General features: G+C 67.6%; 17 protein-coding genes and 1 other RNA gene. 8 read left to right on the top strand and 10 right to left on the bottom strand.

What is annotated here, in order from left to right; genetic code table 11:
• Positions 1-97 precede the first annotated feature (97 nt).
• The 3 genes from htpX (at position 98) to M5C96_RS21990 (ending at position 3,302) form a co-directional block, all read left to right on the top strand.
• The gene (gene htpX, locus M5C96_RS22000) at positions 98-970 is read left to right on the top strand and encodes a protease HtpX (protein ID WP_272565273.1); all 873 of its coding nucleotides are present in this window, start codon (positions 98-100) and stop codon (positions 968-970) included.
• 203 nt (positions 971-1,173) lie between these two features.
• Positions 1,174-2,748 carry a methyl-accepting chemotaxis protein gene (locus M5C96_RS21995; RefSeq protein WP_272565272.1) on the top strand — a complete coding sequence of 525 codons (1,575 nt, stop codon included), beginning with the start codon at positions 1,174-1,176 and terminating at the stop codon, positions 2,746-2,748.
• A gap of 140 nt (positions 2,749-2,888) precedes the next feature.
• Positions 2,889-3,302 (top strand): hypothetical protein, encoded by a 414-nt coding sequence (locus tag M5C96_RS21990; protein WP_272565271.1) that lies wholly within the window; start codon positions 2,889-2,891, stop codon positions 3,300-3,302.
• A 53-nt stretch (positions 3,303-3,355) separates the two neighbouring features.
• Here the strand turns inward: M5C96_RS21990 and M5C96_RS21985 are convergent, their stop codons facing one another.
• The 10 genes from M5C96_RS21985 to M5C96_RS21940 form a co-directional block, all read right to left on the bottom strand.
• Positions 3,356-5,071 (bottom strand): NAD(P)/FAD-dependent oxidoreductase, encoded by a 1,716-nt coding sequence (locus tag M5C96_RS21985; protein ID WP_272565270.1) that lies wholly within the window; start codon positions 5,069-5,071, stop codon positions 3,356-3,358.
• Positions 5,072-5,215: 144 nt separating this feature from the next.
• Positions 5,216-6,349 (bottom strand): lysylphosphatidylglycerol synthase transmembrane domain-containing protein, encoded by a 1,134-nt coding sequence (locus tag M5C96_RS21980; RefSeq protein WP_272565269.1) that lies wholly within the window; start codon positions 6,347-6,349, stop codon positions 5,216-5,218.
• Between the two features lie 3 nt (positions 6,350-6,352).
• Positions 6,353-7,585: a cardiolipin synthase ClsB gene (gene clsB / locus M5C96_RS21975; RefSeq protein ID WP_272565268.1), complete on the bottom strand. Its 1,233-nt coding sequence runs from the start codon at positions 7,583-7,585 to the stop codon at positions 6,353-6,355.
• Positions 7,585-8,349 carry an endonuclease/exonuclease/phosphatase family protein gene (locus M5C96_RS21970; RefSeq protein WP_272565266.1) on the bottom strand — a complete coding sequence of 255 codons (765 nt, stop codon included), beginning with the start codon at positions 8,347-8,349 and terminating at the stop codon, positions 7,585-7,587. The genes clsB and M5C96_RS21970 overlap by 1 nt, the downstream gene beginning before the upstream one ends.
• A gap of 290 nt (positions 8,350-8,639) precedes the next feature.
• The gene (gene cysK / locus M5C96_RS21965) at positions 8,640-9,557 is read right to left on the bottom strand and encodes a cysteine synthase A (protein ID WP_272565265.1); all 918 of its coding nucleotides are present in this window, start codon (positions 9,555-9,557) and stop codon (positions 8,640-8,642) included.
• A gap of 77 nt (positions 9,558-9,634) precedes the next feature.
• Positions 9,635-10,690, bottom strand: coding sequence for an RNA 3'-terminal phosphate cyclase (gene rtcA / locus M5C96_RS21960; protein WP_272565264.1), 1,056 nt, complete (start codon positions 10,688-10,690; stop codon positions 9,635-9,637).
• A gap of 74 nt (positions 10,691-10,764) precedes the next feature.
• Positions 10,765-11,289: a hypothetical protein gene (locus M5C96_RS21955; protein ID WP_272565263.1), complete on the bottom strand. Its 525-nt coding sequence runs from the start codon at positions 11,287-11,289 to the stop codon at positions 10,765-10,767.
• A 59-nt stretch (positions 11,290-11,348) separates the two neighbouring features.
• Positions 11,349-12,566 carry an RtcB family protein gene (locus M5C96_RS21950; protein WP_272565262.1) on the bottom strand — a complete coding sequence of 406 codons (1,218 nt, stop codon included), beginning with the start codon at positions 12,564-12,566 and terminating at the stop codon, positions 11,349-11,351.
• A 48-nt stretch (positions 12,567-12,614) separates the two neighbouring features.
• Positions 12,615-13,424 carry a hypothetical protein gene (locus tag M5C96_RS21945; RefSeq protein ID WP_272565261.1) on the bottom strand — a complete coding sequence of 270 codons (810 nt, stop codon included), beginning with the start codon at positions 13,422-13,424 and terminating at the stop codon, positions 12,615-12,617.
• A gap of 568 nt (positions 13,425-13,992) precedes the next feature.
• On the bottom strand, positions 13,993-15,546 hold the full coding sequence (locus tag M5C96_RS21940; protein WP_272565260.1) for a vWA domain-containing protein: 1,554 nt from the start codon (positions 15,544-15,546) through the stop codon (positions 13,993-13,995).
• 220 nt (positions 15,547-15,766) lie between these two features.
• Between M5C96_RS21940 and rtcR the strand changes: the two genes are divergently transcribed.
• From rtcR to M5C96_RS21915, 5 genes are all read left to right on the top strand, one after another.
• Positions 15,767-17,386 carry an RNA repair transcriptional activator RtcR gene (rtcR, locus tag M5C96_RS21935; protein ID WP_272565258.1) on the top strand — a complete coding sequence of 540 codons (1,620 nt, stop codon included), beginning with the start codon at positions 15,767-15,769 and terminating at the stop codon, positions 17,384-17,386.
• A 9-nt stretch (positions 17,387-17,395) separates the two neighbouring features.
• Positions 17,396-17,837, top strand: an RNA gene (gene rnpB, locus M5C96_RS21930) — RNase P RNA component class A.
• Between the two features lie 566 nt (positions 17,838-18,403).
• The gene (locus M5C96_RS21925; RefSeq protein ID WP_272565257.1) at positions 18,404-19,042 is read left to right on the top strand and encodes a hypothetical protein; all 639 of its coding nucleotides are present in this window, start codon (positions 18,404-18,406) and stop codon (positions 19,040-19,042) included.
• Entirely contained in the window at positions 19,039-19,668 is a 630-nt protein-coding gene (locus M5C96_RS21920; protein ID WP_272565256.1) for a C39 family peptidase, read from the top strand. Before M5C96_RS21925 ends, M5C96_RS21920 begins: the two co-directional genes overlap by 4 nt.
• Complete coding sequence (locus tag M5C96_RS21915; protein WP_272565254.1) at positions 19,661-20,584, top strand: hypothetical protein; 924 nt, start codon at positions 19,661-19,663, stop codon at positions 20,582-20,584. The genes M5C96_RS21920 and M5C96_RS21915 overlap by 8 nt, the downstream gene beginning before the upstream one ends.
• Positions 20,585-20,588: the final 4 nt, after the last annotated feature.

The following is a 20,588-nucleotide window of genomic DNA, read 5'->3' as shown; positions in this document are numbered from 1 at the left end:
GGCTTGAACGCCTGCGCACCATCCCCATTTTCCGGTTTGTGACAGCGCGTTCCTGCCGCTGGTCACACCCCCGTATCCCTCCGTGGAGAACCCTTCGATGAAACGAATCGCGCTTTTCTTGTTGACCAACGTCGCCGTCGTGGTGGTGCTGGGCATCGTCGCCAGCCTGCTGGGCGTCAACCGCTTCCTGACCGCCAATGGCCTGAACCTGGGGGCACTGCTGGGCTTTGCCTTCATCATGGGCTTCGGCGGCGCCATCATCTCGCTGCTGATCAGCAAGCCCGTCGCCAAGTGGAGCGCGGGCGTGCAGATCATCGACGGCACCGGGTCGGCCGATGAGGCCTGGATCGTCGAGACCGTGCGCAAGTTCGCCGACAAGGCCGGCATCGGCATGCCCGAGGTCGGCATCTTCCCCGGCGACCCCAACGCGTTCGCCACCGGCGCCTTCAAGAACAACGCCCTCGTGGCGGTGTCCACCGGGCTGCTGCAGGGCATGACGCGCGAGGAGGTCGAGGCGGTGATCGGCCACGAGGTGGCCCACATCGCCAATGGCGACATGGTGACCATGACGCTGATCCAGGGCGTGATGAACACCTTCGTGGTGTTCCTGTCCCGCGTGATCGGCTATGCGGTGGACAGCTTCCTGCGCAAGAACGACGAGAACAGCTCTGGCCCCGGCATCGGCTACTACGCCACGACCATCGTGCTCGACATCCTGCTGGGCTTCCTGGCGTCGATGATCGTGGCCTGGTTCAGCCGCCAGCGCGAATTCCGTGCCGACGCCGGCGCGGCGCAGCTGATGGGCCGCAAGCAGCCCATGATCAACGCGCTGGCCCGCCTGGGCGGCGCCCACCCGGCCGAACTGCCCAAGAACATGGCCGCCCTGGGCATCGCCGGCGGCATCGGCAAGCTGTTCAGTACCCACCCGCCGATCGAAGAGCGCATTGCCGCGCTACAGACGAACGCCTGAAGGGGCTTTGAATTGATGAGCGGGCGGCCTTCCATGCCGCCTGCCCCGCGAAAGAGCGACCGGAGCGATCCGTCCGCTCTTTTTTTGCGCTTGTATCAAGTTGTCAGAATGGGTGCCGATACTTACCATGGACCCCACCCCATGCGCCTGGCGCACCGCCGGCCGCTCTTTTTCGCCTGCGGCCCTTCTCACCGGTATCTGACATGACCCTGCACAACGCCCGCCTTTCCCTGCGCCTTGCCCTGGCTTTCGGGGTCATCTGCCTGGTCATGTCCCTCGCCGCTGCCGTGGGCATCTGGCGGCTCATGGAACTGCAGGACATCGCCGATGGCCTGGGCGGACCGGCGGCGGAGCGGGCCTTGCTGGCACGCGAACTGCACGCGATCGTGGTGCTGAGTTCCTCGCGCGCCGAAACTCTGCTGGAAATCGACAACCCCGCCTATGCCGCGCGCATCGACACGGACCGCAAGGCCACTTCCGCCCGTTCGACCGAGGTGCGAAAGCGGCTCGAAGAGCTGGCGACGGACAGCGAATCCAAGCGCATCTTCGAGGCCATCGACACCGCGGGCAATGCTTTTCGGGGCGCGCGCGACGATCTGGTCAAGCGGCGCAAAGCCGGCGAAACCCTGCCGCCCGATGCAGTGGGCAAACTGCTGCGCCCTGCGGCCGACCGCTATGCCGCGGCGGTGAACGACATGGCCGATTACCAGCGCAAGCAGGTCGAGGAAGACCGGGCCGCCGCCGCCGCCAGCGAACGCCAGGGCATCGCGCTGCTGGTGGGCGGCTCGGTGCTGGGGCTGCTGCTGGCGCTGGTGTGCGCCGTGGTGCTGTCGCGCTCCATCCTGCGGCCGCTGTCCCATGCGTCCACGGTGGCGGACCGCATCGCCGAAGGCGACCTGACCTCCACCGTGCCGGCCATCGGCGCCGGCAACCGCGACGAGGTGCGGGCCATGCTGGCGCGCCTGGACGGCATGCAGGCGCGCCTGACCGGCCTGGTGATCGGCATGCGGCAGGCCAGCACGTCGGTGGCCGGCGCCAGCGCCGAGATCGCGGCCGGCAATTCGGACCTGTCGGCGCGCACCGAGCAGACGGCCTCCAACCTGGAGGAAATCGCGGCCAGCATGGAAGAGTTGCTGTCCACCGTGCGCCACAGCGCGGATGCGGCCCAGCAGGCCAACCACCTGGCGGTGTCGGCCAGCGACGTGGCACGGCGCGGGCGCGACGCGGTGGAGCGCGTGGTAGGCACCATGGACGGCATCGCCCAGTCCTCGCGCCGCATCGCCGACATCACCAGCGTGATCGACGGCATCGCCTTCCAGACCAACATCCTGGCGCTCAACGCCGCCGTGGAAGCGGCCCGCGCCGGCGAGCAGGGCCGGGGTTTCGCCGTGGTGGCCAGCGAAGTGCGCAGCCTCGCGCAGCGCTCGGCCACGGCCGCCAAGGAGATCGGCGGGCTCATCGGCGACAGCGTGCGCCAGGTGGCGGAAGGTTCGCAACTGGTGCATGCGGCCGGCGGCACCATGGGCGAGATCGTCGACTCGGTGCAGCAGGTGGCGACCATCATCGGCGAGATCGGCACCGCCACGCGCGAACAGAGCACGGGCCTGGGGCAGGTGGGCGAGGCGGTGAACCAGCTCGACCAGATGACGCAGCAGAACGCCGCGCTGGTGGAGGAATCCTCCGCCGCCGCCCAGGGGCTGCGCGTGCAGGCCGAGCAATTGGCCCAGCTGGTGGAGGCCTTCCGGCTGCCAGCGGGTTCGGCGCTCGCGGTGCGCTGACCGCCCGAGCCGCGGTGCGCCGGGCGGGGGCGGCCTCGGCGGCAGGCCCACGCTTTACCGGGGATTTACGCCAGCGCGTCAACAGCGCCCGCTGGCGCAGGCGTTGAGCACGCATCAGTCACTTTCCCGGACCGGTGCCCATGATGTTTTCCTCCCCTGTCGTCACTTCTTCCTCCAGGCCCGCATTCGCCGGCCTGGCGGCGGCCCTGGTGGCCGCCACGGTTCTTTCGGGCTGCGTCGTCGCCCCGCCGCCCCGTCCACGCACCGTGGTGGTGGAGCCACCGCCCGCGCGTGCCGTGATGGTCGATCCCGCCCCCGTGGTGGTCGTCGCGCCCACTGCACCGCCCGCACCCTATGTCGAGACGATCACCGTGGCGCCTTCGCCCGTGCATGTGTGGGTCGGTGGATTCTGGGAGTGGGGCGGCGGCCGCTACGTCTGGCGGCCGGGCCACTGGACCACGCCGCCGCGCCCCGGCGCGGTGTGGGTGCCCCACCACTGGGAGCCGGGCCCGGGCGGCTGGCACATGCGGCCCGGGCACTGGGCGCCCCGCTGAGGCCAGTGCCGCATGTGCGCTGAAGGCGCTGGGCGACGGGCCGGGGATGCGCGTCAGGCGAGCAGCGCGCGCGCCACGGCCTCGCCCACCTTGATGCCGTCCACCCCGGCCGAAAGAATCCCGCCCGCGTAGCTGGCGCCTTCGCCGGCCGGGTACAGGCCGGCGGTGTTCAGGCTCTGGAAGGCCTCGTTGCGCCCGATCTTGAGGGGCGACGATGTGCGCGTCTCCACCCCGGTCAGCACCGCGTCGTGCATGTCGAAGCCCTTGATCTTCTTGCCGAAGGCCGGCAGCGCCTCGCGCAGGGCCTCGGTGGCATAGCCGGGCAGGGCGGCATCGAGGTCCGTCAGCGTGACGCCGGGCTTGTATGAGGGCTCCACGGAGCCCAGCGCCTGCGAAGACCGCCGTGCCAGGAAATCGCCCACCAGCTGCGCGGGCGCGTTGTAGTTGCTGCCGCCCAGCACGTAGGCGTTCGACTCCAGCTGCCGCTGCAGCACGATGCCCGCCAGCGGGTGCGGCGTGGCACCGGCCGCCAGCGCCTGCACGCCATAGGTGCCGCCCAGCGCGGCCTCGAACGCCGCGGCGTCGTGCGGATAGTCGTTGGGATCGATGGCGACGACCATGCCGGCGTTGGCGTTGCGCTCGTTGCGCGAGTACTGGCTCATGCCGTTGGTGACCACGCGGTGCGGCTCGCTGGTGGCGGCCACGACCGTGCCGCCCGGGCACATGCAGAAGCTGTACACCGCGCGGCCGTTGCCCGCGTGGTGCACCAGCTTGTAGTCGGCCGCGCCCAGCAGCGGGTGCCCGGCGTGCCGGCCCCAGCGCGCGCGGTCGATGAGCCCTTGCGGATGCTCGATGCGAAAGCCCACCGAGAAGGGCTTGGCTTCCATGTGCACGCCGCGCTCGTACAGCATGGCGAAGGTGTCGCGCGAGCTGTGGCCCAGGGCCATCACCACGTGGTCGGCGCGCAGCGCATGGGTCTGTCCCGTGGCCTGGTCGAGCACCTGCAGGCCGCGCAGGTGGCGCTGGCCGGCGGCGTCCTGCTCGACCACCACGTCGGTCACGCGCTGCTCGAACCGCACCTCGCCGCCCAGCGCGATGATCTGCTCGCGCAGCGTCTCCACCACCTTGACGAGCTTGAACGTGCCGATGTGCGGATGCGCCACCGAGAGGATCTCGGGCGGCGCGCCCGCCTGCACGAATTCCTCCATGACCTTGCGGCCCAGGTGGCGCGGGTCCTTGATCTGGCTGTAGAGCTTGCCGTCGCTGAACGTGCCGGCACCGCCCTCGCCGAACTGCACGTTCGACTCCGCCTGCAGCTCACGCCGCCGCCACAGGCCCCAGGTGTCCTGCGTGCGCTCGCGCACCGCGCGGCCGCGTTCCAGCACGATGGGCCGGAAACCCATCTGCGCCAGCACCAGTGCCGCGAAGATGCCGCAGGGCCCGAAGCCCACCACCACGGGCCGGTGCGCCAGCCCGGCCGGCGCCCGGCCCACCGGCCGCCAGACCATGTCGGGCGTGGGCTGGATGTGGGGCTGACCGGCGTGGCCCGCCAGCAGCGCGGCCTCCTGCGACGGATCGGCCAGGGTGATGTCGATGATGTACACCGCCAGCAGCTCGGCCTTGCGCGCGTCGAAACTGCGCTTGAAGACGTGGACATGGGCGATGCCTTCGGGCGGCAGCGCCAGGATGCGGCAGGCGGCGGCGCGCAGGGCGGGCTCGGGGGATTCGGCTGCGCTGAGCGGCAGCTTGATTTCGGACAGGCGGATCATGGCTTGCGGGCCCGTGTCGATCGGGCGAAGGGCAATGTCGTGGGGACCGGCATGATAAAGGAGGCCCGCGATGCCGGGCAGACCGGGTGTGGCACGCCCGTCCGATGTGTCGGATGGTCGCTATTTAATTGATAGCAATATGCCCTAGTGTTTATTGTGCTGGAGGCCGTTTTGATGCGAAGTCTCTGCCGCAGCGCCTGGCGGTTCCGCCTGGGGCCGGCGGCGGCCCAGCAACTCCACCCCGCCGAACGCCAGTGCAGCCAGCCCCAGGGGCAGGAAGAAGTACAGCGTGCGGTAGGCCAGCACCGAGGCCAGTGCCTGCGGCGCGGGCAGGTAGGCGGACAGCACCGCCACGCCCACGGCCTCCAGCACGCCCAGCCCGGCGGGGATGCGCGAGATGAGCCCAGCCACCGCGCCCAGCAGCACCGTTGCCAGCGCAGCTGCATACGGTGCGCGCTGCCCGGTCAGCACCCACAGCGCCGCGCCCATCACCATCCAGTTGGCGGCCGACAGCGCCACCTGCAGCATGCCCACGGGCCAGCGCGGCATGGCGATGCGATGCCCGCGCAGGTACACGGGCCGGCCATGGCGCAGTGCGCAGGCGGCGACGTAGAGCAGGCTCGCCGTCGTCAAGGCCGCACCCATCCAGCGCAGGTGCTGGGGGCCGACGTGCCAGTTTTCGGGCAACTGCGGCGACCACAGCCAGAACACCGCGCCCGCCAGGAAGAAATAGCCCAGCCAGTTGGTCAGGATGCTCATCCCGATCACCTGCCCGATGGCCGCCACCGACACGCCCTGCTGCGAGTACAAGCGGTAGCGCACCGTCACCCCGCCGATGATCGATCCCAGGTTCAGCGTGAACGGATAGGCGATGAGCGTGATGCCCACCGTGCGCCCGGCCGACAGCCCGTGCCGCGTGTAATGGCGCCCGAACAGGTCGAAGGTGCTGTACAGCAGGTGGCTGGCCAGCGCCAGCGCGCCGCCCAGCAGCAGCACCGGCACCGGAAAGGCCAGGAACGACGCCCAGACCGCGGGCCAATCCACCGTGCGCGCCTGGCGCACCAGCAGCGAGACGACGAAGAGGACGAAGGCGCCGCTGGCGAGGGTCACGGCCCAGGGCCACCAGCGGTGGGCGGTCAGGCGCTTCCAGCGGCTGGCGGGGCGCGCCGGCAGCGCAGCGCCGTCCCTGGGAGCCCCGGCCTGGGGCCGGGCGGGGTCCTGCCCGGGCGCGGCCGGGTCCAGGGAGGACAGGGCCGGGGAGGGCGCCGCTGCCGCCATGGCTCAGGTGGCCGAAGGCCGGTGGGTGGGGTCGGGGGCAGGACCGTCCTGGGCGCCAACCAGCGAGATTTCGGGCTCGTGGCGCGGCAGCCAGCCCGCCCAGGAGGGGAACCAGCGCATGACGTGGAACAGGAAATAGCTGCGCAGCAGGCGCAGGCCATCCCAGCGCGAGGGTGGCGTGGCCTCGACCTGGCGGCAGCTGTGCTGCATCAGGTGGTCCAGCCGTTCGTGCAGCGTCGCGTTGAAATCCTTGTCGCGGATCACCACGTTCGCCTCGAGGTTGAGCGAGAGGCTCAAGGGGTCGAGGTTGCTGGAGCCCACGGTGGACCATTCGCCGTCCACCAGCGCGACCTTGCCGTGCAGCGGCCGGTCGCAGTATTCGTAGATGCGCACGCCGGCGCGCAGCAGGTGGTCGTAGAGCATGCTGGCCGCCGTGCGCACGATGGGCATGTCGGGCTGGCCCTGCAGGATGAGCCGCACGTCCACCCCGCGCCGCGCCGCGCGGCGCATTTCGCGGATGAAGCGGTAGCCGGGAAAGAAGTAGGCATTGGCGATCACCACGCGCTCGCGCGCGGCGCGCAGGGCCACGCGGTAGTGGCGCTCGATGTCGTTGGTGTGGTTGTGGTTGTCGCGCGTGACGAAGATCGCGTCCGCCGTGCCCGCATGGGGCAGCGGCGGCACGGCGTTCGCCCCCTGGCGGCGGCGCCGTGTCCGGGGCGGCATGACGGCATCGCGCGCGAAACCCAGCATGTGGGCGACGATGGGGCCGCGCACCTCGACCGAGTAGTCTTGCTTGGCCTCGGGGCCGTAGTCGGCCACGTGGTCGGCCGAGTAGTTGATGCCGCCGATGAAGCCGATCTCGCCGTCCACCACCACGATCTTGCGGTGCATGCGCCGCAGCACGTTCAGCCGCTGGCCGAACAGCCGGCGGCCCGGGTCGAAAATGCGAAAGCGCACGCCGGCGTTCACCAGTTCGCCGATGAAGTCTTCCGGCAGATCGGGCGAGCCGAAGCCGTCCACCAGCACATGCACCTCGGCGCCGTTGCGCGCGGCCTGCAGCAGAGCGGCATGCAGCCCCCTGCCGATCTTGTCGTCGAAGAGGATGAAGGTTTCAAGGATCACCTCGCTCCGCGCCTGTGATATAGCCTCGAACACGCGGGGGAAGAACGCCTCGCCGTTCTCCAGCAGCGTGAAATGGTTGCCGGGCACCCAGCGCGAGGGGCGGGGGCGGCGCATCACAGCGAAATCTCCGCGGCCAGGGGGGCGTGGTCCGACAGCTTGTGCCAGGGCTTGCGCGGCAGCACCACCGGCGCGTGCACCGAGGCATTGCGCACGTAGATGCGGTCCAGTGCCAGCAGCGGCATGGAGGCCGGGAAGGTGCGCACCGCCTTGCCCCGCGCATGCATGAACACTTCGTGCAGGCCGGCGCCGGCACGCAGCACGTCGTGCGCACGGCCGCGCCAGTCGTTGAAGTCGCCCGCCACGACCACCGGGTCTTCGGGCGGAAACGTGGCCACCAGCTCGCACACGCGCTTGAGCTGGCGCTGGCGGTGCGCCTCCTGCAGGCCCAGGTGCACGCAGATGGCATGCACCTGCCGGGCGTGGCCCGGGGGCTGCAGCACGCAGTGCAGCATGCCGCGCCGCTCGGGCCCGCTCACGGAGATGTCGTGGTTTTCGTAGTGGACGATGGGGAACTTGGACAGCAACGCGTTGCCGTGGTGGCCGTTGTCGTACACCGCATTGCGGCCATAGGCGTATTGGCCCCAGATGGTGTCGGCCAGGAATTCGTAATGCGGCTCCTGCGGAAAATTGGCCACGCGCCCGGCGTGCCGCTGGTGGGTGCCCAGCACTTCCTGCAGGAAGACCAGGTCGGCCGATACGCCGCGCACGGCTTCGCGCAGCTCGTGCAGCATGAAGCGGCGGTTGAAGGTGGTGAAGCCCTTGTGCACGTTCACGGTCAGCACCTTGAAGGCAACGGGAGAGGCGGTGGATGGTTCCATGGGGCAATCAGTGAGCGCGGGGGAGGGGCGGGAACCGGGCCGAAAAGCCCGGTTTCAGGCGGGCCCCGCATGGGCTTTGATTGTTTCGATGGCGGTCCGGCTGGGCTGTAGGACGGCTGGCCGAACGCTTGTGACCCGATGGCGGCGGGGCCTGAGGGCCGCTTGCAGCCCGGCTCCCGCGGCCGGGACGGGTGCCGCCCCAGCCCGGAAAAGGCCCCACCCATGGGCTGCGGGTGGGCGCACTTCGCACGCTGCCCTGGTCCGGGGCAGCGCGCGTATCAGAAAGCGCCTCAGGAGGGCAGGAATCCCTCGACCGACAGATAGCGCTCGCCCGTGTCGTAGTTGAAGCCCAGCACCTTGGCGCCCGCGGGCAGCTCGGGCAGCTTCTGTGCGATGGCGGCCAGCGTGGCGCCGGAGGAAATGCCCACCAGCAGGCCTTCCTCGCGCGCGGCGCGGCGGGCGTATTCGCGCGCGGGCTCGGCATCGACCTGGATCACGCCGTCGAGCAGGCTGGTGTCGAGGTTCTTGGGCACGAAGCCCGCGCCGATGCCCTGGATCGGGTGCGGCGCCGGCTGGCCGCCGGAGATCACGGGCGAGGCCACGGGCTCCACCGCGAAGATCTTGAGGGCCGGAAACTTCGCCTTCAGCACGCGGCCCACACCCGTCAGGTGGCCGCCCGTGCCCACGCCGGTGATCAGCGCGTCCAGGCCATCGGGGAAGTCCGCCAGCACTTCCCGCGCCGTGGTGCGCACGTGCACGTCGATGTTGGCGGGGTTTTCGAACTGCTGCGGCACCCAGGCGCCGGGGGTCTGCGCGCGCAGCTCCTCGGCGCGGGCGATGGCGCCCTTCATGCCCTTTTCGCGCGGGGTGAGGTCGAACTGCGCAGCGTAGGCCAGCATGAGGCGGCGCCGCTCGACGCTCATGCTGTCGGGCATCACCAGGATGAGCCGGTAGCCCTTCACCGCCGCCACCAGGGCCAGTCCGATGCCCGTGTTGCCCGAGGTGGGCTCGATGATCGTGCCGCCGGGCTGCAGCGCGCCGCTGCGTTCCGCGTCTTCCACCATCGACAGGGCGATGCGGTCCTTGATCGAACCGCCGGGGTTGCTGCGCTCGGACTTGACCCAGACGTTGGCACCCGCGCCGAACAGGCGGTTGATGCGCACATGGGGCGTGTTGCCGATGGTTTGCAGGATGTTCTCGACTTTCATGGCGTCTCCAGGTTGGACAGGTACGGGACAGGCAAAAAAACATTTTGGCCCATGCCTACGACACTCCGCGCATATGGTTATGCCGGCGATGCGGCTTTCTCGATGTCGATGCGCGTGGCACCCGCGCAGGGCGCCATGGCGATGCGCACCGGCAGGCACTGCGCGATGACCTGCGCATTCGTGCTGGCATGCGGGGTGATCGCCTCGGCCGTGTAGCTCGCCCGCTGGCCGCTGCGCCAGACGGCGAGGGCCAGCGGCAGCATCCACTGGTCCGCCAGATGCGGACCGACAGCGCCGCGACTGCGCTCGAACGAGCGCACTTCGCCGGCCAGCTGGCGCGCCACCTGTTCGGCCGGCATGCCGCGCTCACCCAGCGCGCAGAACACCTCGGTCACCTCGGCGTGCTCCAGCACCGCCAGCAGGGCGTTGCCCGGGCCTTCGTTCTGCCGTGCGGGCGGGATGCGCCACGGGTCGTCGCCTTCGCTCCAGTCCAGTTGCTGGCGCAGCGCCGCCAGCTCGCGCACCGCGATGCCGCGGGCCAGCCCCGGCACCAGGGCCTCGGCCCAGGCGCTGCGGCGCGCGCCGCGGTCCAGCAGATCGAACGGCGCCAGCGGGCCTGACGCGGGCGCGATGACTGCATGCACCTCGCCGCCGCCTGCGGGATAAAAGCCCCGGCGCCGCAGCGTGAGCTCCAGCCCCACGCCAAGGCGCCGCACCAGCGGCGCAAAGGCCCGCTGCAGGAAGTCGAACGGGGGCGCCATGGGGTTGTGCGTGCCGCCCGAAAGCTGCACCCGGCTGGGCGCGCCAGCCAGCATCAGCGCGGGCAGCACGGTCTGCAGCACCAGCAGGCAACTGCCGGCCCCGGCGATCGCGAAGGCGTAGTCGCCCGCCTGCACCGGGCCGGGCATGAACTGCAGCGCCTGCGATCCCAGCTCGGCGCCTTCCGCCTGCCCGCCGCAGACCTGCACCGCCGCCTGCACGCAGGCCAGGTGCTGACGCATCAGTCCTGGCTTGGGCCGGCCCGCGCGGATGTGGTCTATGCGCAGCGGCCGGCCGGTCACCAGGGACAGCGCCAGGCCGGTGCGCAGGATCTGCCCGCCGCCCTCGCCGTGGGAGCCGTCGAGGGTCAGCATGGCGCGGGCCAAGTCTTGTGTTTCCGTGTACTGCATGAAATGCTTTGCGCATGCGCGTTGTGCGCCGATGTCTGTCAAAGGACTGATGTTCGCGATTGGTTAGATGCGGCTGGGGTGGCGTGCCGTTGGATGGCCTGCCTCATGCGCCGAGCGCGGCCCCGGGTCCAGCCATCTTCTTGATGGCATAGCTGGTCCAGCGTTGCCAGAAAGCAAGAGTCCGCCACCTGGATGGCCAGGCGGCAGTCATGGACGAAGTGGCCCGTGGAAGGCCTTCTTTGCAGCGCGCCCAGCAGGCTCGCCTGGACTGCCTTGCGTTCTGAAGCGATCAAGGCGGCTTGTTTGAGCCGGTGCGCCACGGCGTCACGAAGGTAGCCGGAGCGAAAAAACCGGGGACTCAGTTCCAGGTACAGCAATGCCACGCGCCTCCAGTAGCCACTGCTCTGCACGATGCTGGCTTGTGCCTGCGCACTCCAAAGCTCCCAAAGCGGGCTTTGGTAACTGCGAAATTCCTCCCAGGCCTTGATTCTTGCGTTTCGTTCGGATGGGGTGGATGACCGATGCACAGACACCTTCTGGCAATTGGCGTACAGGCGGTTCATGTCTCTCTCGGCGGTTCTGATCGTCCGTGCATCAATCACTGCATTCCCCCCTCATTGCGCTATCCCTTCACGCACACCACTTGCTTGAGCGTGTACACCACTTCCACCAGGTCTTCCTGCGCCGCCATCACGGCGTCGATGTCCTTGTAGGCCATCGGGATCTCGTCGATCACATCGGCGTCCTTGCGGCATTCCACCCCTTCCGTGGCGGCAATTTGGTCAGCGATGGTGTAGAGCTTCTTGGCCTTGGTGCGGCTCATCTTGCGGCCCGCGCCGTGGCTGCAGCTCATGAAGCTCTCCGGGTTGCCCTTGCCGCGCACGATGAAGCTCTTGGCGCCCATGCTGCCGGGAATGATGCCCAGCTCGCCGGCCTTGGCGCTCACGGCGCCCTTGCGGGTGACGAACACGTCTTCGCCGAAGTGCGTCTCGCGGCTCACATAGTTGTGGTGGCAGTTCACCGCTTCCACATGGGCCTCGAAGGGCTTGGCGATCACCTTGCGGGCGGCCGCGATCACGCGCTGCATCATCACCTCGCGGTTGGCGCGCGCGAACTTCTGCGCCCAGCCCACGGCGCGCACGTAGTCGCCGAAATACCGGGCGCCTTCCTCGAAATACGCCAGGTCCTGGTCGGGCAGGTTGCGCTGGTGCAGCTCGGCATCCTTCTTGGCCAGCTCGATGAAGTGCGTGCCGATGGCGTTGCCCACTCCGCGCGAGCCTGAATGCAGCATGAACCACACGCCACCGTGTTCGTCCAGGCACACCTCGATGAAGTGGTTGCCGGTACCCAGCGTTCCCAGGTGCTTGTGGTGGTTGGTGCTGGCAAAGCGCGGATAGTCCTCGCAGATCGCGTCGAACTCGCCCTTCAGGGCGGCCCAGGCCGCATCGCTCTCATCGGGTGGCGTTTCCCACGAGCCCTTGTCGCGGCCCATGCGGCGCGGGTTGCTGCCGTGCGGCACGGCCTTTTCGATCGCGGAGCGCAGCGGGCCCAGGTTGTCCGGCAGGTCGTTGGCGTGCAGCGTGGTCTTGCACGCCATCATTCCGCAGCCGATGTCCACGCCAACGGCCGCCGGGATGATGGCCTTGAAGGTGGGAATCACCGATCCCACCGTGGCGCCGATGCCGTAGTGCACATCGGGCATGGCGGCCACGTGCTTGAACACGATGGGCAGGCGCGCCGCGTTCTCCAGTTGCTTCTGGGCCTCGTCCTCCACGGGCACGCCCTGGGTCCACATCTTGATGGGGACACCGTTTTCCACATTGCGTTGCAGGTAGTTCATTGCGTTCTTCTTTCTTGTCGTTTGTCTGTCTGTCTTATTTTCGGGTGCTCATTCACTGACCCAGTCGAACACCGCTTCCACGATCTGTCGCGGGCCCGTGCAGTTGCCACAGGTGCAGTGCGCGGGTTGTGCCATGGCGCTGGTGTCCAGCGCCAGGATCTTCTGTGCAAAGCGCTGGCGGTTGCCGGGCTCAAGCATCCAGGCTTTCATCGCCTCGCAGAATTCCGGTTGGTCTTCGGCAAAGGCGTTCTGGATTTCGTTCTTTCCCCAGAAGTCCCAGTAGCTCGCCTCGGCGTACCGCAGCACGGCGCTTTGGCGCTCGTCGTTCAGCCAGTGCGTCAGCAGCGGTTGCACGTTCACGCCGCTCTTGTGGAACATCAACAGGATGTCGAAGGCGTTCGCGCCATTGAACGGGCTGGGCTCGCGCCCGGCGTGCCCCAAGCCTTCGTGGAAGAAGGCCAGTGCGTAAGCGTCCACGGCGGCTCGCTCCTGGGGCGACAGGGCATCGGCCGGGCAGTTGCCCAGGCGGTCCAGGTACAGCTCGGTCGAGTGGTGCAGCTCCTCGCCCAGGGCCATCAGTTCCAGCATGCGGGGCAGGAAGTAGAGCAACTCCTCGGCTGGCTGCTCGCTGCCCTTGGCGGAGCTGTTGTATTCGTAGAAGTGGCGGGTCGTTATGCGGCGCAGCGGCAGGCGCCGCATCTCGCGTTCCATGGCCTCGTCCATGCAGCAGGCCGTGCACACATCCAGCATCTGTGTCGGAGCGCCATGGCGCTGGAAGGCGGCATAGACGGCATCCACCGCCTCGCGCAGGGCGGGCGGCAGCATGGCGGCCTGCGCCGCGGGGGCGTTCGTTTTCATCGGTTTCTTTCCTGTTTGGTTCGCCATGGGGCTCAGCCCTTCCGACGCATTCAAAAAAAGAGGTGACAAGGGGTGTCGGGTTGCGCCATTGAGCTACCTGCCGAAGCAGACCGGGGATTGAACCCGGAACCTTCAGAGCCCGAGGGCCCCGACGCTCTACCTGTAAACCCGTCTGCATTCACCTCGCAAACACACAAAAAAAGCAGCGACAAGGATCGACGAAACATCGTGCTCTACCACTGAGCTACGGCCTTTCGACCGGCGGGATTCGAACCCGCGACCACGAGAGTAGAAGTCTGTAGTTCCGTCAGCATTCGCTGCAAAAAACAGTGCGACAAGGGTGGCAAGACATGGACCACGCCGCGGTGCGGCGCTGGGATTCGAACCCCGGTCCCTCCAGATGTAGTCCTGCCTGCATTCGCACATTCATTCATCGATGGCCTTCCCGTTCGGTGACAAACAGGCGGTGCGACCGGGATGTAGTCACACCTGCATTCGCCGAACGACAGCCGTCATTCCCACGATCGGATGCCCTGAATTGGCATTCATGGCACCTTCTCGCCGATCGTCAGATCGGGGTGTCCTCGATCACGCCGACCCAATGCGCCGCGCCCATGCCCCCTGCGGCATACACCGCCAGCAGCTTGAACACTTCGTCGCTGAAGCCGCCGATGTTCAGCACATCGGGCTGCTCCTGCGCCTGCGTCGTTGCGCAAGGCTGGATGTCGATGCACACCAGCCGGGCCGTCGGGTTGCGCTGCTTGAACGCCGCCCACTCCTGCATGGTCGCGGTGGCCCGGCCCCGTGCACGGTCGGCCCACGATTCGTTGTCGGACACCAGCACCACCAGCTCGGCCTGCGCCTTCTCGCGGTTCAGCAGGGCCAGCGGTGCGCTGCACGACGTTCCTCCACCACCCACCGCGGCCAGCTTGGCCGCATTGGTCATGACCGAATCGCGGGGATTCAGTGGCAGCGGCACCACCTTCGTTTCGAAGGGCAGCACACGCGCATCCGCATTGCGGCGCAGCACGGCAGCGGCCACCAGAGCGGCCACGTCGATGCACCGCACCGCGGAAGTCGCCGAGCCCCGGTGGCCCGTCACAGGCGAGCCCATCGAGCCCGACACGTCGGGGCAAACCACCACGCGGCCTTCGAACTGCGGCACATTGGCCAGCGCGAGTTCCATCGCATCCTGCAGCGCTTCCTTCACCACCGTCGGCACGTCGGCGCCGCAGGCGGTGTACGCCGCCATCAACTGGTACGGCAGCACGCGGGCCTTGGCCACGGCCTGCGGGTCACGCAGCTTGGCGGCCACGGCATCGGCCAGGCCTGGCAGCGCGAACACGCCATGCCGGGCAAAGGTGTTCAGGTTCTGGCGCACCATCTGCCACGAGCCTCGCTGTGCAATCGTGGCCCAGGCCGATGCGTCCAGCTCCAACGCGGTCAGCATCTGGAACGGCACGTCGGGCACGGGCTGCGTGCGGTCTTGCTTGAAGCGTTCGAAGGCCTGCGTCAGTGGAGGCAGCGCCTCCTGGGCATAAGGGCGACCGATCAGCCAGGCGAACCACGCGGCGCGCCAGGCTTCCGTGGGCTTCGGGTGCACCATCTTCACCACGTCGGCCAGCGAAGGCGTGTTGCCCACGGCGGCGTTCAGCAGTTGCGCCTCGGTGGCGTCGAGCAGCCATTGCTGCACCAGCTTTTTCGGACGCGTGCCGAGCGATTTGCGGCCTACCGCGCCGGAGCGCAGCATCTGCACGAAATTGCGCAGCATCTTGCCGTTGTCGATCACGCGGCCGAACACCTGGGCCAGCAGGGGCACATCGCGAACCGCCAGCGTGGCCGCCAGCAGGGCCGGCATGTCTTTCATGGAGCCGGCACGGCGCGCATACAGGGCCGTCTTCGCCAAGAACACCGGATCGACTTCACGGGCCAGGGCCTGGACGGCGTCGAGCTGGTCCTGCGCCTGGGCATAGAAGGTGCTGTGGAGGCAGCCGGTGGCGGCCAACTGCGCCAGTTGGTGCTTGGGCGAAAGGGCATAAGCGACACCACCGGCCTGGTTGCGCACGGTGGCAGCGGGGAGCAGCGTGCCGCGCAGCGTCTGGAAGAGTTGGTGGTTGGCCATGTGCTTTTGCTCCGTTCGTTGGTTCTTGGTGGGTTTGTCTTTTCGACTTTCCTTTTCCATTGCAACCGGTGTGCCAACTTTGGCTTTGAATGGATGGATAACCTCTTAAGCCAATGATTTGATTCGATATTTTTAATTCTCTTGCCATTTCTGCGGCACTGGTTGGAGCGTAAAATGCTTTGGATTTTTATAAATTTAGCTAGTTTTTTTGTCCAAAAAAATGAAGAAGCAAAACGTGGTGATCGGCTTTCTGGGCACCCAGCTCGACTCGGGCAAGGGGGCAGGGCGTTGGGAGAAGTGGCGCCCGACGCTTTCGCTGGTGCAGCACGACGACGTGGTCATCGCGCGGATGGAGTTGTTTTACACACCGTCCCACCGTGAACTGGCCGAGCGGGTGCGCACCGATATCCAGGCGGCCTCGCCCGAAACCACGGTGGCGCTGGTGCCGCTCGACATTGCCGACCCCTGGGACTTCGGCGAGGTCTATGCCAAGCTCTTCGACTGGACGCAGGGCTACGCTTTCGACACCGAGCGCGAGGAGTACTGGACGCACATCACCACGGGCACGCACGTGGCGCAGATCTGCCTTTTCCTGCTGGTGGAGTCGCGACGCATTCCGGGCGTGCTCGCGCAGACGTCGCCCCCAAAGCGCCAGCAGGCGGGCGATCCCGGCAGCTACGCGCTGATCGATCTGGACCTGTCACGCTACGACGTTATCGCCCAGCGCTTCGGCGCCGAGCAACGCGATGCGGTGGATTTCCTCAAGAGCGGCATCGCCACGCGCAATGCCCGTTTCAACGCGCTGATCGAAGAGGTGGAGCGGGTGGCGGTGCGATCGCGCGCGCCCATCCTCTTCACCGGGCCGACCGGCGCGGGCAAGTCGCATCTGGCGCGGCGCATGTTTGAGTTGAAGAAAGCCCGCCACCAGGTGGAGGGCGAATTCGTGGAGGTGAACTGCGCCACGCTGCAGGGCGACGGCGCCGCGTCCACGCTGTTCGGGCACAAGAAAGGCGCCTTCACCGGTGCGGCGGCCGACCGTGCGGGCCTGCTGCGCACGGCGCACAAAGGCGTGCTGTTTCTCGACGAGATCGGTGAGTTGGGCCTGGACGAGCAGGCCATGCTGCTCAAGGCCGTGGAGGAAAAACGGTTTTATCCCATGGGCAGCGACCGCGAGGTGGCCAGCGATTTCGAACTGATCGCCGGCACCAACCGCGACCTGCGGGCCGAGGTGGCAGCCGCGCGCTTTCGCGAAGACCTGTACGCGCGCATCAACCTGTGGAGTTATCAGTTGCCGGGCCTGGCCCAGCGGCCCGAGGACATCGAGCCCAATGTGGACCACCTGCTGGCGCGATGCGGCGTGGAACTGGGCCGCACGGTGCGCCTGTCGGCCGAGGCGCGGGCGGTGTACCTGCGCTATGCGCAGTCTCCCGAGGCGCTGTGGAGCGGCAACTTCCGCGACCTGTCGGCCAGCGCCACCCGCCTGGCCACGCTGGCCGAGGGCGGGCGCATCGGCCTGCCGCTGGTGGAGGCGGAAATCGCGCGCCTGCAGTGGCTGTGGCAACCCCTCGGTTCGGCAGGCCGCGGCCAGGATGGCGATGCGGTTGATCTGGCCGCACTGCTGGGCGAGCCGCAGGTGCAGGCCATGGACCTCTTCGACCGGTTGCAGTTGGCGGCCGTGTTGCAGGTGTGCCGCGGAGCGCGCACGCTGTCGGATGCAGGGCGGCAGCTGTTCCAGGCGTCGCGCGCGCAGCGCGCGGTGGTCAACGATGCGGACCGGCTGCGCAAATACCTGGCGCGATTCGGCCTGGACTGGGAGCAGGCCCGCAGCGGTGGACGATAATCGCCCCGTGAAGCGCGCCAGACCGCCGCTGGTGCAATCTGGGAAACCAGGCACTGGAGGAACGTCCGGACTGCACAGGACAGCGTAGCAGCTAACGGCTGCCCACCGTGAGGTGAGGATCAGAGCAACAGAGACGAGTCGCAAGCAGGCGGCAAGCCACCGAAGGTGTTTTATGGGTCACCCGCGCAAGCGGGTACGGCTGGTGCAAGCCAGACGGTTTGCGGCGAAAGCCGCAAAGACCATAGCCACCCGAAGCGGGCGGCGCCCGCTTCGGGTGAAACGGGCAATCTCTACGCGCAGCAATACCAAGTAGGCCAGCGTTGATGTGGTTCCGCAGAGCTGGCGGGTAGGTAGCATCGAGCCGTGGTGGCGACACCCGGCCCAGAGTAATGGCGGTCACGCCGCGGGAAACCGCGGTGCACAGAATCCGGCTTATCGGCGCGCTTCACACTTTTTCTTGCCGTGCCGATGGTCGGCCCAGGCGCCGGTCGCGGTGGAGCCGGCGGTGCGACCGCCCTGCGGCAGCAGGCCGGCATGCAGGCATTCCGCTTCACAAGCCGCCTGATCGGTCGGGCTTTCGGCCCCCTATCCCACTCCTTCGACCGGCCTCTCGGAAGGCGGGTTTTCTTCTTTCAAGAAATCCGCAGTACGGCCCCGCGTGGCAGCAGCGACGCGTCGTCGACCGGCTCGGCACATGTGGTGCTGCGGCCTTCAGAACGCTTCAGAAGTCTTCAGCAGGATTGACCCGGCTTTCATGCCGCGCTCCCTCCAATCCCACCAGAATATTCACAGCCACAGGCCAGACATTTCCAGCAGCGGCCGAGTCGGATGCGCCTCGGCGCGGCGGTTTTTCAGCCGCCATGGCCGTGCCATTTGCGCCATGGCCGTACCTCGCACGAAACCGGGGCACAGCGCTGGCGAGCGCTCTTCCGCTGGAGGCGGCTTCTGAGCCATGGAGTGGATTGCCATTCCTCGATTGGCCCGAGGGTGATTTTTCTTTTCTCAAAGGACATAGACATGAGCAGTGATCCATTCACCCAGATCCTCAACGAAATCCTGCAGGGACTCGTCACGCAGTTGAATGGCGAAATCGGTGGGGCCATCCGGGGCGCTGGCTATGACCCGTATCCCAATGTCGCCTCGGGGTCCGCCAGCATCGGAGTGGGCACGGCTTCTTATTCCGTCTCCAATCTGACGGGCATTTCGTCCCTGCAGATCCAGGACATGGTGGTTGGCAACGTCACATCGTCCGGTGCCAATATTTCCGGTACGGTGAATTTCCATGCAGTCCTGAGCAGCTCCCTGAGTGCGCAGGCCGGTGGCAGCTTGAAGGTGCTGTTCTTCGATCCGGGCATCTCCGGCAGCGTCCGGATCGACAGCCCCAGCATCTCCGGCACGGCGCAGTTCCAGGCCGGCACGGCCGGCGGCAAGCTCTGCCTGAACCAGCTGTCGGGCATGAACGCGAACTTCAACTACGGCAACGCTTCAGTCTGGATCGATGGCCTGGGGCCGCTCAACTACCTGCTGCAGCCCGTGGAGAACCTGATTCTGGATGCGGCCAAGGGCGCCATCAGCGAGCTCATCTCTTCGCAGATCAACAGCATCGTCAGCCGGGAGCTGAACCAGGCGCTGCCCCAGTGCGTGCCCTTTCCATGAGGGTGAGGATCGAGCCGCTGGCCCGCACGACGCAGCGCATCGGCCCGATGTTTCCTGCCTGGCAAGAGGTCGAGGCGAGCACGGGGCAGGCGCTGAACCTGCCGCTGGAGCCGCAGCAGCGCACTAACTGGTGCTGGGCCTCGGTGACCTGTGCGATCGCCGCGCACTACGGCGATACCTCCTGGCGGCAGGACACGCTGGCCTGGCGCATTCTCGCGCCGGACGAAGTGCTTCCCAACTGCCTGCCGCCACCCGCGCTTCTCCTGGAGCCCCGCTACGACCAGCAGGCCGCGATGGAGCGCACCCTGCGCTACGTGAACTGCCTGGCCGGATGGAGCAGCGGGCGGCCGCCGTTTCGCCGCCTGATGCGCGAGCTCGACGATGGCCGGCCCGTCGCGGTCGCGATCCGCTGGCATGCGGGGCCGCAGCACTACGTGCTGGTGGACGGCTACTGCCGCACCCAGCGCACGGTTTCGGTCGCCGATCCCCAATGCGGCCGCGCCACGGTCGATTTCGATGATTTTCCGTTGCACTACCGCCATGGCGGCGAGTGGATGGAAACCTACTGGACACACAACCCCCGCTCGGCCAACCCGACACGCAAAGGAGAGGTGGAATATGAGTAGCTACGACGTCGCGCTGGTGCTGGATGCCGGCACCCTCAACCAGGGCATGACCCAGTTGTATGCCAATGCCCAGGCCAAGCAGAAGCTGTTCCAGGGCGTTCAGGACGTGGGCCAGATGGGCATCACCTCCGTCAACTGGAGCATCGATGCCGTGCCCCAGTTCGTGCTGGCGCCACCGACCCTCACGCAGTGGAACGACAAGAACACGTTCGTGCCGTCGGGCCAGACGAAGCCGAAAGATCCGACCGACCAGATGTTCCAGGTGCAGCTGGCGTCGGTGTCCACCACGTTCAACATGCAGAGCGGGCCGCCTTCTCCGCTGACGTTCTCGTTCACCCTGTTTGCGCAGGTGACCGTGTCCAACAACCAGGTCCAGTTGGGATCGGTGGCGGTGCTGCCGATCAATCCGACCGGCGCCACGGAGTTCATGCTCCAGGTGATCTGCGGGATCGTCTACACCAAGGTCCAGGCCCTGCTGCAGGGCTACCAGATTCCACCCAGCATCACGGTGGAAGGGCAGAGCTTCACCCCACCGGTCATGACCGTCACCGGCGCGCACCTGGTGCTGGCAAGCAACCTGGTGGCCAACGGCACGCCGGATATCAGCGGCGTGCAGTGGCCGCAGCAGGCGCTGGGCGTGCTCGTCGGCCGCAAGCTGCTGACCGCGCTGGTGGCCCAGTACAGCGGTGCGATTGTGCAGAAGATGGACGCCGCGCAGGTCAACGCCAGCGACAGCAACTGGACGGGGAGCTACTCGCTCGACGGCGGGATCAGCAACGCCTCCATCGCGGTGGCATCCACGCTGCCCAACATCAACATCACTGCCACCTTCGCCGCCACCGCCTCGGTGGGCGTTTCATGGTGGCTGGTGCCAGCCGCCTGCGCCCTGGAAGCCGCCTCGAACCTGCTGCCCTGATTGG

It is taken from the genome of Acidovorax sp. GBBC 1281, assembly GCF_028473645.1.
Taxonomy (GTDB): Bacteria; Pseudomonadota; Gammaproteobacteria; order Burkholderiales; family Burkholderiaceae_C; genus Paracidovorax.
This window is presented reverse-complemented; position numbering and strand designations above follow the sequence as displayed.

Bases quoted from the DNA above. Each gene is read 5' to 3' on its own strand.
- M5C96_RS21950 (WP_272565262.1), bottom strand. From the start codon at position 12,566: ATGAACTACCTGCAACGCAATGTGGAAAACGGTGTCCCCATCAAGATG.
- M5C96_RS21990 (WP_272565271.1), top strand. From the start codon at position 2,889: ATGATGTTTTCCTCCCCTGTCGTCACTTCTTCCTCCAGGCCCGCATTC.
- M5C96_RS21955 (WP_272565263.1), bottom strand. From the start codon at position 11,289: ATGAACCGCCTGTACGCCAATTGCCAGAAGGTGTCTGTGCATCGGTCA.
- M5C96_RS21940 (WP_272565260.1), bottom strand. From the start codon at position 15,546: ATGGCCAACCACCAACTCTTCCAGACGCTGCGCGGCACGCTGCTCCCC.
- clsB (WP_272565268.1), bottom strand. From the start codon at position 7,585: ATGCGCCGCCCCCGCCCCTCGCGCTGGGTGCCCGGCAACCATTTCACG.
- M5C96_RS21980 (WP_272565269.1), bottom strand. From the start codon at position 6,349: ATGGCGGCAGCGGCGCCCTCCCCGGCCCTGTCCTCCCTGGACCCGGCC.
- rtcA (WP_272565264.1), bottom strand. From the start codon at position 10,690: ATGCTGACCCTCGACGGCTCCCACGGCGAGGGCGGCGGGCAGATCCTG.
- M5C96_RS21995 (WP_272565272.1), top strand. From the start codon at position 1,174: ATGACCCTGCACAACGCCCGCCTTTCCCTGCGCCTTGCCCTGGCTTTC.
- M5C96_RS21915 (WP_272565254.1), top strand. From the start codon at position 19,661: ATGAGTAGCTACGACGTCGCGCTGGTGCTGGATGCCGGCACCCTCAAC.
- rtcR (WP_272565258.1), top strand. From the start codon at position 15,767: ATGAAGAAGCAAAACGTGGTGATCGGCTTTCTGGGCACCCAGCTCGAC.
- cysK (WP_272565265.1), bottom strand. From the start codon at position 9,557: ATGAAAGTCGAGAACATCCTGCAAACCATCGGCAACACGCCCCATGTG.
- M5C96_RS21970 (WP_272565266.1), bottom strand. From the start codon at position 8,349: ATGGAACCATCCACCGCCTCTCCCGTTGCCTTCAAGGTGCTGACCGTG.
- M5C96_RS21985 (WP_272565270.1), bottom strand. From the start codon at position 5,071: ATGATCCGCCTGTCCGAAATCAAGCTGCCGCTCAGCGCAGCCGAATCC.
- M5C96_RS21945 (WP_272565261.1), bottom strand. From the start codon at position 13,424: ATGAAAACGAACGCCCCCGCGGCGCAGGCCGCCATGCTGCCGCCCGCC.
- htpX (WP_272565273.1), top strand. From the start codon at position 98: ATGAAACGAATCGCGCTTTTCTTGTTGACCAACGTCGCCGTCGTGGTG.
- M5C96_RS21925 (WP_272565257.1), top strand. From the start codon at position 18,404: ATGAGCAGTGATCCATTCACCCAGATCCTCAACGAAATCCTGCAGGGA.
- M5C96_RS21920 (WP_272565256.1), top strand. From the start codon at position 19,039: ATGAGGGTGAGGATCGAGCCGCTGGCCCGCACGACGCAGCGCATCGGC.